Source organism: Luteibacter sp., assembly GCF_051958795.1.
Lineage (GTDB): Bacteria > Pseudomonadota > Gammaproteobacteria > Xanthomonadales > Rhodanobacteraceae > Luteibacter.
Genome location: NZ_JBQCFT010000272.1, coordinates 1 through 10,993 on the forward strand (window position 1 = coordinate 1; position 10,993 = coordinate 10,993).

Consider the following 10,993-nt stretch of genomic DNA (forward strand, 5'->3'; position numbering starts at 1 on the left):
GACACGCGGGGTGATCGTGAGGTCGCAATCGCCATCCACCCAGTCGAACACGCCTTCCACGGCGGCGCGCTTGGCACCGGCGGCAAGGTTGAGCGGGTAGGCAAGGTACGACGACGAGGGATCCATCTCCGCCAGCGGCGGCAGCTTCGACAGGTCGGCCGTGACCGTGAGCGGGCCCATGGCCTCGAGCTCGCGGAACATGCGCGCCGGGTCGTTGCCGGTCTTCAGCAGGTAATCGAACGGACGGAACGCGATATCCCAGCCTTCGATGGTTTCCGCCGGCGCGGCGGCCTTCGCGACCGCGGCCGGGGCGGCGGAACCGCCCGAGACCATGGCCGAGAGTTCGCCGAGCAGGGCCTGGCTCTCGGCGGTGGCACCGGGCTGGCCAGCCATCTGCAGCGAGAGCATGTCGCGGATGATGTCGCCCGAGCGCAGCAGCAACTCGACCACGGCCTTTTCCATCGGGCGGCGGCCACTACGGACCTCGTCCATCAGGTTCTCAGCCACGTGGGTGAACGCGGCGACATCGGCAAAACCGAACGTGGCCGCGCCGCCCTTGATCGAATGGGCGGCGCGGAACACGACGTTTATCAGTTCCGGGTCTTCCGCACCCTCGTCCAGCGCGAGGAGCGCCTGCTCCATGGCGTCGAGGCCGTCGAGGCTCTCTTCATGGAACGCCTTGTGGAATTGCGCCAGATCGACTTTGGACATGGGTAAACCCTGGAATAAACCGGAACGCTTGGAACTGTGGATTAACCGAGCACGCGGGCGACGGTGGCCAGCAGCTGGTCGGGATCGAACGGCTTGACCAGCCAGCCGGTGGCACCGGCGGCCTTGCCTTCCATCTTCTTGTTCGTGTCCGACTCGGTGGTCAGCATGAGGATCGGCACGCCGCTGTAGCCGGCCATCGTGCGCATCTCGCGCACCATCGAGATGCCATCCATCACCGGCATGTTCACGTCGGCCAGCACGAGGTCGAACTTGTGCACACCCGCCTGGTCCAGCGCCGCGCGGCCGTTATCGGCCTCTTCGACGTCATGGCCGGCGCCACGCAGGGTGAAGGCGACCATGCTGCGCATGGAAGCCGAGTCGTCTACCGCAAGAATCTTAGCCATCGGAGTGCTCTACCTTCAGTTCACGCCGGCCGGGGCCGGCAGTTCAATCAATGCATTAAGCCCGAGCACCGTGACGCCACGGCGAAGGGTATCGCTGGCACCCACCCAGGCGACCGGCACGCTGGCCGCGCGGGCATCCCGGCTGAACGCGGCAAGGACCTGCAGCGCGGCCGCATCGGCCTGCGCCACGGCCGTGCCATCGAGCTGCACGGGCTTGCCGGCGTTGAGCGCCGCGAGCAGGGTATCGCGCAGCGCCGGGGCGGCGCCGATACGCAGGTCCGCTTCCAGCGCAAGCGGCGCCGGGGTTGCGTCTTGGGAGGATTTCTTCGCCATGCTCTTACCGTGCCCGGGGGGTCGTTCGGATGGCTTATCGGCGCTGTGAAGGAAAGCTTTAGGGCGCGGCGTGCCGGGTTTCCCGTGGGAGCGCGCTTGCGCGCGATGGCTTGCGGCCAGCCCCCATCGCGCGCAAGCGCGATCCCACATGCTTTATGCGGGCCGCGGCGGCAGGATCAGCATCGCATCGCCATAGCTGAAGAAGCGGTAGCGCTGCAGGACGGCGTAGCGGTAGGCGTCCAGGATCGCTTCCTTGCCGGCAAGGGCCGAGACCAGCATAAGCAGGGTCGACTGCGGCAGGTGGAAGTTGGTGACCAGCGCATCGATGCTGGTGATCTTGTAGCCGGGGAAGATGAAGATCTGCGTTTCGCCGGCGAACGGGCGCAGCACGCCTTCGACAGTTGCGCTCTCCAGCGCGCGCACGACCGTGGTGCCCACGGCGATCACACGGCCGCCGTTGGCGCGGGTGTGGCGGATCTTCTCCACCAGCTCGGCACCGACGTTAAGCCACTCGCGGTGCATCACGTGGTCCTGGACGTTCTCCGCGCGCATCGGCTGGAACGTGCCGGCGCCGACGTGCAGGGTGACGTAGCCGAAATCCACGCCCTTGTTGCGCAGCTTTTCCAGCAGCGCTTCATCGAAATGCAGGCCCGCGGTCGGCGCGGCGACGGCGCCGGGTTCGCGGGCGAACACCGTCTGGTAGCGCTCAAGGTCAGTCTCATCGGCGCTGCGCTCGATGTACGGCGGCAGCGGCATCTCGCCCAGGCGGCCGAGCAGCCGCTCCAGCGGCTCGTCGATCTCGAAGCGCAGGTTGAAGAACTCGCCATCGCGACCCAGCACGGTGATCCGCGTGCCGTCGGCGAGCTCGATGATCCCGCCCTCCTTCGGCTTCTTGCTCACGCCCAGCTGGGCGCGCGCCTCACGGGCGCCGGTGACACGCTCGATCAGGATCTCGACGGCGCCGCCGCTGTCCTTCCGGCCGTATAGGCGGGCCGGCAGGACCCGGGTGTCATTGAAGACCAGCAGGTCGCCCGGCTGGATCAGGTCGGGCAGGTCATAGAACTTCCGGTTCGACTTTGAGCGGGCCGCCACGTCCACCACGAGCAGCCGGCTGCCTGAGCGGCGCTCCAGCGGCGCCTGGGCGATCAGGTCTGGCGGGAGGTCGAAGTCGAAATCGGATTTCTTCACGGGGTACGGCCGGGGATGGAGCGATGGGGGATTATCGCTTATCCGGGACGGCCGGGTCTTACCGTGGGGCTGCACTGGCTCCCACCCTGCAGTCCGAGCCCCCTTCGCCGCTGAAGCGGCTCCCACACGGGCAGCGCGCTAGAGCCAGCCTTTTTGGCGGGCGAGGCGGTAGGCCTCGATGCGGTTGGCTGCGCCGAGCTTGCCGATGGCCTCGGAGAGGTAGTTGCGGACCGTGCCGTGGGAGAGGTTCAGCTGGGTGCCGATGTCACTGGCGGACTGCCCCTCGCCCGCCAGGCGCAGCACCTGGCGCTCACGGTCATTCAGCGGATCCGCTTCGGACCATGCCTCCAGCGCCAGCTGCGGATCGATCGCGCGACCGCCGCGGTGGACGAGGCGAAGCGATTCGGCCAGGTTTTCGGCCGGCGCGTCCTTCAACAGGTAGCCGCTGACGCCGGCATCGAGTGCGCGGCGCAGGAAACCCGGGCGGGCGAAGGTCGTCACGATCACCACCTTGATCGGCAGCTCGTGGCGGTGCACGCGCTGGGCGATCTCGAGGCCGGTCAGTCCGGGCATCTCGATATCGGTGACCAGCACATCGGGTTTCAGCCGCTGCAGTTCGCGCCAGGCGGTTTCGCCGTCGGCGGCGGAACCGAGCACTTCGATATCGGATTCCAGGTTCAGCAGGGCGGAAAGCGCACCACGGACCATCGCCTGGTCTTCGGCCAGCAGGACCCGAATCATGCGATGCGCTCCTTCAGCATGGCCTGGGAAAGCTCGATGGCGAGCGCGGTGCCCTGCTTCGCCGGTGAATCGATGGCGAGGCGGCCACCGATCTGGCGCACGCGCTCGCGCATGCCCGATACGCCGTTGCCGTGCGCGGCGAGCCCGCCGCAACCGTTATCCGTGATTCGCATCGAGAACGTCTTTCCTTCCTGGGTGATGATGACCTGCGCCTCGGTGGCGCGGGAATGGCGGTGAATATTGGTGATCGCTTCGCGCAGTACGAGCGACAGTGCGGCCTCGGCCTGGGCAGGCAACTGGAGCTCGGCGGGTTTCTCGACGGCCAGTGCGATACCGGATGCCTCGAGCATCAGCCGCGCGGACACCAGCTCGCAACCGAGGTCGCCCGCGCGCATGCCGGTCACCGCGTTGCGCACTTCGGCCAGCGTGTGTCGCGCCACGCGCTCCACCTCTTCCATCTCGCGTTGCGCGCGTGGCGGATCTGCGATCGCGAGGCGTCGCGCGAGTTCGGATTTCAGGGTGATCAAGGACAGCGTGTGGCCGAGCAGGTCGTGCAGGTCACGGCCTATGCGCTCGCGTTCGGCCAGCGTCGCGAGGCGGGTGACTTCTTCCTGGGTGAGGCGCAGTTGCACGTCGCGGCGGATGGTCCGCGCGTACAGGTAATTACCGTAGCCGGTGACCAGGCCCACGAAGGGCATGATCCAAGCCTGGACGGCCGGAATATCGAACCAGTGCACCCACAGCAGGGTGAGGAGACTACTGACGGTGGTCGCGATCAACCAGGGCCGGGGCGTGGTAGCAAAGGCCAGCATCGAGATCGAGATGACCACGTAGCCGATCGCAACCGGGTTGACCGTCCACAGCGCGAAGCCCATGCCGATGACCGTCGCCCCGTTGCGAACCATATGCCGCAGCGGCCCGAAGAACACCTGCAGGTAGCAAGCCACGTACACGAACATCGAGAGGACCGAAGGGAGGACCCATTCCCATTGAAAGCCCTTCACAGACCACGGCGCGGTGATCAGCGCTACCAGCCAGAACATCTGCAGGATGCACGTCCAGCGCAGGTAGACGGGTGAATTCAGGCTCCCCATCAGGGAGTCGGGCCGCGGATGCCTCCACCAGTTCACGAAGCGAGCCTCCGCGACTCGGCCGGCATCTCCCGGCGCTCGTCCGCGGTGAGCGGGACGCGGATCATCACCCGCGTGCCCTTCCCCTTTGCCGATTCAAACGACATGGTGCCGCCGAGTGCGCGCACGCGTTCGCGCATGCCGCACACGCCGTTGCCCTCGGAGCCTGCGGTGCCGCGCCCGTTGTCCGCGATGCACAGGGTCAGCTCATTGCCGATGACCTGGACCTTCGCGTCGGCGGTGGTCGCCTGCGCGTGGCGGTGGATGTTGACCACGGCTTCGCGAAGCACCAGGGCCAGTTCGCTTTCCATGCGCGCCGGGAGTACGGGTACTTCGGTGATGTAATCGAAGGTCACCGAGGACGAACCGAGCAGGACACGCGCGGAAGCCAGTTCGGCAGCCAGGCCAGTCGCGCGGATGCCGGTGACGGCGGCGCGGACCTCGGCCAGCGCATGCCGTGCGACACGCTCGGCTTCTTCCATTTCGCGGCGCGCGGCATCGGTGTCGCGGTCGAGCAGCCGTCGCGAGAGTTCCAGCTTCAGCGTGATCAACGACAGCGTGTGGCCAAGCAGGTCGTGCAGGTCGCGGCCAATGCGTTCGCGCTCGGCGGTGGCAGCGAGGCGGCGCACTTCATCGTGCGAAAGCTTGAGCTCCCATTCCTTTTGCCCGTTGATCCGCCACAGCAGGTTCGCGATGGCGACGAACAGGTAGACCATGCCGAGGATGAGCGTCGGCTGCCAGCCCCAGTCGCGCGCCACGTTCGCAGCGATGATGTAGCCGGCGAGCACGGCCAGGACGCGCGCGACGCACACCCGGGGCGAGCCCGAGAAGGCCATGAACGAGCCAGCGAAGATGACGTCTGACGTGCCGCCGGCGGAGTTCACGCCGATCGTAACGTAGCCAAGCAGGGCCATGGCCAGCCCGTACCACGGGGTGTCCCGGCAGGGTCGGATGTAGGCCAGCGCATACAGCGCGAGGAAGGTGGTGAAGGACAGGATTGTCACCCACCACCAGTGAACATCGACCTTCGCGTTGAAACCCACGTCGGCGAACGCCCAGATCACCCAGACCAGGTTGAACAGCGAGGCGATGCGAGCCTTCCCCCGGCCTTCGAGGCGACGCCAGAGCGAATCAGGGGCCGGGGTGAACCACGACGTGGACATGGGCGTTTCCGGGACGGTGCTGTGAGGCATGCTACTTCAACCGTGGCGTGCCAGACGACGGGCGGCGAGCGTGAGGAAGACCACCGTGAACCCAGCCAGCACCAGGCCGTGGACCAGCTCGCCACCCTGCCCCATGCCGATCGCCGAAAGCGCCAGTTGGTCGAGGTGATACGCCGGCCACAGCGGCGCAATGGCCTGCAGGAACTTCGGCATGACCGAGAGCGGGAACCAGAGGCCTGAAAGGAAGGCCATCGGCAGGTAAACCAGGTTGACCAGGCCCGGGGCGGACTGCCCCTTCGCCAGCGTGCCGATCAGCAAGCCCAGCGAACAGAACACCAGCACGCCGAGCACCTCGGTGATAAAGAACGTGGCGATGTTGCCCGCGCCCAGCGACACGTGCGCCCCGAAGATCGCGAGGCACAGCATGATCGTGGTGATCACCGCAGCCATCATCAGCGCCATGCACATCTTGCCGAACAGGTAAGCGCCGGGCGGCATCGGCAGCGCGCGTTTCAGGGTGAGCAGGCCCTGCTCGCGATCGATGGCCAGCGACACGCCGAAACCGAACAGGCCGGGTGCCATCACGCCAAACGTGCCGTACGACGCGAGCAGGTAACGCGCTGCATCGGGCGAATTGTGCTGCGCGAGGAAGATGCCGAACATCAGGTAGAACACCGACGGGAACAGCATGGTCGGCAGCAGGAAGCCCGGCAGGCGCAGGTAGCGGAGCACCTCGGCGCGTGCTTCCTGGACGTAGGCGTTCACGACCTGGCCGAACGACATCACCGGCGTGACGGAAACTTCGAGCGTGTTCATGCGGCCTCCTGCGCGGCATCGGCCGCTTCGCTGTCGCGGGTGATTTCGGTGAAGGCCTCGGCCAGGCCGGCGCGCTGCACTTCGAGTTCGGCGAGCGTGGCGTCCTGCGCGAGCAGGCGCCGCACGACCGTTTCGGCCTGCGTGGTCGCGACGACCAGGCGGCCCTGCTGCGACAGCGCACTCTCCACTTCCGGCCATGCGGCGACGGTTTCCGCCGGAACGCTCGTGAGGCAGCGGATGCGGCGCACCGCCACGTGGGCACGCAAAGCATCCACCGTGCCTTCCGTGACGACGCGGCCCTTCGCAATGACGCAGACCCGGTCCGCCAGCGCCTCGGCCTCTTCCAGGTAATGCGTGGTCAACACCACCGAGGCGCCGCCGGCAACCAGGCCACGGATGGCGGCCCAGAGCGCCTGGCGGGAGGTGATATCCATGCCGACGGTCGGCTCGTCCAGGAACAGCAGTTCCGGGTGGCCGGCCAGGGCCATCGCGAACTGCACCCGGCGCTGCTGGCCGCCCGAGAGCGCCACGTAGCGGCGCTCCAGCAGGTCGGTGATGCCGGCGAGCGTTGCGCATTCCGCCACGGTGCGCGGGGTCGGGTAGTAGCTGGCGGTGACCCGCAGCAGCTCCCGCACCTTGAGCGTCGGCGGCAGGTTTGCCGACTGCAGCATGACGCCGATGCGGCGGCGGGCGTCGATCTCGTGAGGGTCGCGGCCGAACAGGCTGACGGTGCCGCTATCCGCCTGCTGCAGGCCCAGCAGAAGGCTGATGCTGGTGGTCTTGCCGGCCCCGTTCGGGCCAAGCAGCGCCAGCAGTTCGCCGCGATGGATGTTGAGGTGGATGCCGTCCAGCGCGGTGACCGCGCCGTACCGCTTGTGGACGCCGTCGAGGCGGGCGATGCAGGTGTCTTCGTTCATGGTGTCCTCCCTTGCGACGCAACATAAACGGACGCAAGCCCTTGGCGGCAGTCGCTTGCGTCATTGTGCGGATGTGACAAGCGTCACCCGGGGGTTACGGGGCAAAAAAGCGCATGCTATGCTGGGTCAATAATCCCTTTAAAGATAGATAGTTAGAGACACATTAAGGGATCTGCAGCGGCACTGTAGGAGCGCGCTCGGGCGCGATCCAAAGCCGCCTCACCACGTAACACTGAGGAATGGTTAATGGACGTCATCGCTACCCTGCGCGAGATGCGCGACTTCGGCGGCAAGGCCCGCACCACCGGCCTGCCCGATGCCACCATCCAGCGCTTCGCCGCCCATGACGCCAGCCTGCGCCGCGCCATCGAAGAGGCCGCCGCCTATCACCAGGGCCTGCGCGCCAGCATGGGCGAGTTCCTGCGCATGGATGAGGACGCCCAGATCCACCACCTGCAGTGCGGGCTGGTGAACTTCTACCCGGATGATGGCGTGAACCCGTACGTGCCAGCCGCCGCGCGCGGCCCGTGGGTGGTGACGCTTAAGGGTGCCGTGCTCCACGACGATGGCGGGTACGGCATGCTCGGCTTCGGCCACAACCCGGAGCACATCCTCGAGGCGATGTCGCGCCCGCAGGTCATGGCCAACGTGATGACCGCCAATGTCTCGCAGCTCCGCCTGTGCGAAGCACTGCGCAAGGAACTCGGCCAGACCCGCGGCGGCAGCCCTTACTCGCACTTCCTCTGCCTGAACTCGGGTTCCGAGTCAGTGACGCTGGCCGGCCGCATCGCCGACGTGAACGCACGCATCATGACCGACCCGGGTGCACGCCATGCTGGCCGCACCATCAAGCGCCTCGCCGTGAAGGGTGCCTTCCACGGCCGCACCGAGCGCCCGGCGATCTATTCGGATTCCTCGCGCCGCAACTACCAGCAGCACCTGGCCAGCTTCCGTAACGAGGACACGCTGATCACGGTCGAGCCGTATAACGTCGCGTCGCTGAAGCAGGCGTTCGCGGATGCGGACCGCAACGGCTGGTTCATCGAAGCCATGTTCCTCGAGCCGGTCATGGGTGAAGGCGACCCGGGCCGTGCGGTGACGCCGGAGTTCTATGCCGCTGCACGCGAACTCACCCGCGAACACGGCACCCTGCTCCTGGTCGATTCGATCCAGGCGGGCCTGCGCGCGCATGGCGTGCTGTCGATCATCGATTACCCGGGCTTCGAGAAGCTCGACCCGCCGGACCTCGAGACCTTCTCGAAGGCGCTCAACGCCGGCCAGTACCCGCTTTCCGTGCTCGCCGTCTCCGAGAAGGTCGCCGGCCTGTACCGCAAGGGCATCTACGGCAACACCATGACCGCCAACCCGCGCGCGCTGGATGTCGCCGTGGCGACCATGGCCGAGCTCACCGACGAGGTGCGCCAGAACATCCGCGAGCGCGGCAAAGAATTTCTGCAGAAGCTGGAAGGCCTGAAGTCCGAGCTGGGCGGCCTGATCACCAAGGTGCAGGGCACCGGCCTGCTGTTCTCGTGCGAGCTCGCCAACGAGTTCAAGTGCTACGGCGAAGGTTCCACCGAGGAATACATGCGCGAGCGCGGCATCGGCGTGATCCATGGCGGCGCCAACTCACTGCGCTTCACCCCGCACTTCCGCGTCACCAGCGCCGAGGTCGACCTCATCATCGATGAAGTCCGCCACGCCCTGCTCGAAGGCCCGCGCCGCGCGGCCGAACAGGCGGCCTGACACAGCCCTTCCGTAGGAGCCCACCCTGTGGGCGACAGCTTTCGCGGAAGCGCCACAGACCCTGTGGCGTATGTACAAAAGATGTCGCCCACTGGGTGGGCTCCTACAGTTTGAGAAAAGGCGTAAGCTCGCGGACGCCGGGCTGACCGGCGTCACGTAGGGGTTCGCCATGCGCGTGCAGTTTCGTGTCCTTGCCGTTTCCGCCCTCTTCGTTTTCGCTGGCTCCGCCTTAGCCGCGCAGCCGCAAGCCCAGAAAGACCTGACCCCGCAGCAGACGCGGATGAAGACCTGCAACGCGCAGGCCACCGGCAAGACCGGTGATGACCGGAAGACCTTCATGAGCAGCTGCCTGAAGGGCGAACAGCCGGCCAAGATGACCCAGCAGGACAAGATGAAGGCCTGCAACGCCGATCCGAAAGCCAAGACGCTGAAGGGCGATGAGCGGAAGGCGTTTATGAGCAGCTGCCTGAAAGGCTAGCCCCGCACCGTAGGAGCCCACCCTGTGGGCGACATCTTTCGTCGCACGGCAACAGGCCCTGTTGCGGTACCACGAAAGGCGTCGCCCACAGGGTGGGCTCCTACGCGATAGGCGTGTGACGCGGCCCAGCCGTGCGAAAATGGCCCCATCGAAACCACCGCCCGGCCCTGCTCATGAAAATCGTCGAAGTCCGCCACCCCCTCATCCAGCACAAGCTCGGCCTGATGCGTGCCGCCGGCATCAGCACCAAGGAGTTCCGCGAGCTGGCTTCCGAGGTCGCCGCGCTGCTCACCTACGAGGCGACGGCGGACATGGAAACCGAGTGCAAGACCATCCAGGGCTGGGCCGGCCCGGTCGAGGTCACCCATATCAAGGGCAAGAAGGTCACGATCGTGCCGATCCTTCGCGCGGGCCTCGGCATGCTCACGGGCGTGCTCGAAATGATCCCGGCCGCCAAGGTCAGCGTCGTCGGCCTGCAGCGCGATGAAGAGACCCTGCAGCCGGTGGCTTATTACGAGAAGCTCAGCGGCCGCATGGATGAGCGCACGGCGATCATCGTCGACCCGATGCTGGCGACCGCCGGCACCCTGGTCGCCACCGTCGACATGCTGAAGGCCGCGGGGGCAAAGCGCATCAAGGGCCTGTTCCTCGTGGCCGCGCCGGAAGGCCTGGCGCGTATCGAGGCCGCCCATCCCGATATCGAGATCTACACCGCCTCGATCGACGACCACCTCAACGAACTGGGCTACATCCTGCCGGGCCTGGGCGATGCCGGTGACAAGATTTTCGGAACGAAACAGAAAGCCGACTGATAACGACCTCGGGGGGAGGCCATGGACGAAATGAAGCAGTACGCGGTGGGCGAAGCGGGACTGGGTGAGGCCACCGCGGCCAGGCGTGGGTGGTACGGGGGCCGGCCACTTGCAGCATGGCTGTTCCTGGCCTACGCGCTGGTCTGGGTCGGCGGCATTGTCCTGATCATGTTCCGGATGGACTACTTCGCCGAGCTCAACAACGGGCAGCGATCCCCACTTCGCGAAGTGTTCCTGTTCGCCTTCCCGCTCTCGACACTGGTTGGGGCGTTGTACTTCGTCGCCATGCGCAAGGCGGCCATCTGGATCCTGGGCATCCATGCGATCTGGAGCGTCGTACGGATCGTGATGCACCATGGTGACATCGTGGATGCCGTGGTTTCCGTGGGCGTCACGCTTTACCTCTGGCGCCTGGCCCAGCGCGGCGAGCTCCGGTAAGCCCATTCACGCGCCCCGTCACATTCGGTTGTCACATAAGCGAGGCAAAATCCTGCGGCGGACCTGACAGGGGGAGCGCCGCCGCAGGGGATTGCGGGCGTCTTGGGTCGCGTACAACT

At 66.5% G+C, this 10,993-nt stretch carries 13 protein-coding genes; 4 read left to right on the top strand and 9 right to left on the bottom strand.

Annotation, left to right across the window (positions count from 1 at the left end; all coding sequences use genetic code 11):
* From ACTHLF_RS14345 to ACTHLF_RS14385, 9 genes are all read right to left on the bottom strand, one after another.
* Window positions 1-711: Hpt domain-containing protein (locus tag ACTHLF_RS14345; protein WP_440328023.1), on the bottom strand; the 711-nt coding region annotated here is incomplete at its 3' end.
* A 41-nt stretch (window positions 712-752) separates the two neighbouring features.
* Window positions 753-1,115: a response regulator gene (locus ACTHLF_RS14350; protein WP_247334704.1), complete on the bottom strand. Its 363-nt coding sequence runs from the start codon at window positions 1,113-1,115 to the stop codon at window positions 753-755.
* 15 nt (window positions 1,116-1,130) lie between these two features.
* The gene (locus tag ACTHLF_RS14355; RefSeq protein WP_440328024.1) at window positions 1,131-1,448 is read right to left on the bottom strand and encodes an STAS domain-containing protein; all 318 of its coding nucleotides are present in this window, start codon (window positions 1,446-1,448) and stop codon (window positions 1,131-1,133) included.
* Window positions 1,449-1,601: 153 nt separating this feature from the next.
* Window positions 1,602-2,636 (bottom strand): tRNA preQ1(34) S-adenosylmethionine ribosyltransferase-isomerase QueA, encoded by a 1,035-nt coding sequence (gene queA, locus ACTHLF_RS14360; protein ID WP_440328025.1) that lies wholly within the window; start codon window positions 2,634-2,636, stop codon window positions 1,602-1,604.
* Window positions 2,637-2,774: 138 nt separating this feature from the next.
* The gene (locus tag ACTHLF_RS14365; protein ID WP_440328026.1) at window positions 2,775-3,377 is read right to left on the bottom strand and encodes a response regulator transcription factor; all 603 of its coding nucleotides are present in this window, start codon (window positions 3,375-3,377) and stop codon (window positions 2,775-2,777) included.
* Window positions 3,374-4,471, bottom strand: coding sequence for a sensor histidine kinase (locus ACTHLF_RS14370; RefSeq protein WP_440328027.1), 1,098 nt, complete (start codon window positions 4,469-4,471; stop codon window positions 3,374-3,376). Before ACTHLF_RS14370 ends, ACTHLF_RS14365 begins: the two co-directional genes overlap by 4 nt.
* Before the next feature lie 32 nt (window positions 4,472-4,503).
* Complete coding sequence (locus ACTHLF_RS14375; protein WP_440328028.1) at window positions 4,504-5,670, bottom strand: sensor histidine kinase; 1,167 nt, start codon at window positions 5,668-5,670, stop codon at window positions 4,504-4,506.
* 36 nt (window positions 5,671-5,706) lie between these two features.
* Window positions 5,707-6,486, bottom strand: a complete 780-nt coding sequence (locus ACTHLF_RS14380) for an ABC transporter permease (RefSeq protein ID WP_440328029.1) — start codon at window positions 6,484-6,486, stop codon at window positions 5,707-5,709.
* Window positions 6,483-7,403: an ABC transporter ATP-binding protein gene (locus ACTHLF_RS14385; protein ID WP_440328030.1), complete on the bottom strand. Its 921-nt coding sequence runs from the start codon at window positions 7,401-7,403 to the stop codon at window positions 6,483-6,485. Before ACTHLF_RS14385 ends, ACTHLF_RS14380 begins: the two co-directional genes overlap by 4 nt.
* Window positions 7,404-7,649: 246 nt before the next feature.
* Here ACTHLF_RS14385 and ACTHLF_RS14390 point away from each other — a divergent pair, with 246 nt between their 5' ends.
* The 4 genes from ACTHLF_RS14390 to ACTHLF_RS14405 all read left to right on the top strand — a co-directional run bounded on the left by ACTHLF_RS14390 (window position 7,650) and on the right by ACTHLF_RS14405 (window position 10,874).
* Window positions 7,650-9,146 carry an aminotransferase class III-fold pyridoxal phosphate-dependent enzyme gene (locus ACTHLF_RS14390; protein ID WP_440328031.1) on the top strand — a complete coding sequence of 499 codons (1,497 nt, stop codon included), beginning with the start codon at window positions 7,650-7,652 and terminating at the stop codon, window positions 9,144-9,146.
* A 169-nt stretch (window positions 9,147-9,315) separates the two neighbouring features.
* On the top strand, window positions 9,316-9,624 hold the full coding sequence (locus ACTHLF_RS14395; RefSeq protein WP_440328032.1) for a PsiF family protein: 309 nt from the start codon (window positions 9,316-9,318) through the stop codon (window positions 9,622-9,624).
* Window positions 9,625-9,797: 173 nt separating this feature from the next.
* Window positions 9,798-10,436, top strand: a complete 639-nt coding sequence (gene upp, locus ACTHLF_RS14400) for a uracil phosphoribosyltransferase (protein WP_440328033.1) — start codon at window positions 9,798-9,800, stop codon at window positions 10,434-10,436.
* Between the two features lie 21 nt (window positions 10,437-10,457).
* Window positions 10,458-10,874: a hypothetical protein gene (locus tag ACTHLF_RS14405; RefSeq protein WP_440328034.1), complete on the top strand. Its 417-nt coding sequence runs from the start codon at window positions 10,458-10,460 to the stop codon at window positions 10,872-10,874.
* Window positions 10,875-10,993 lie beyond the last annotated feature (119 nt).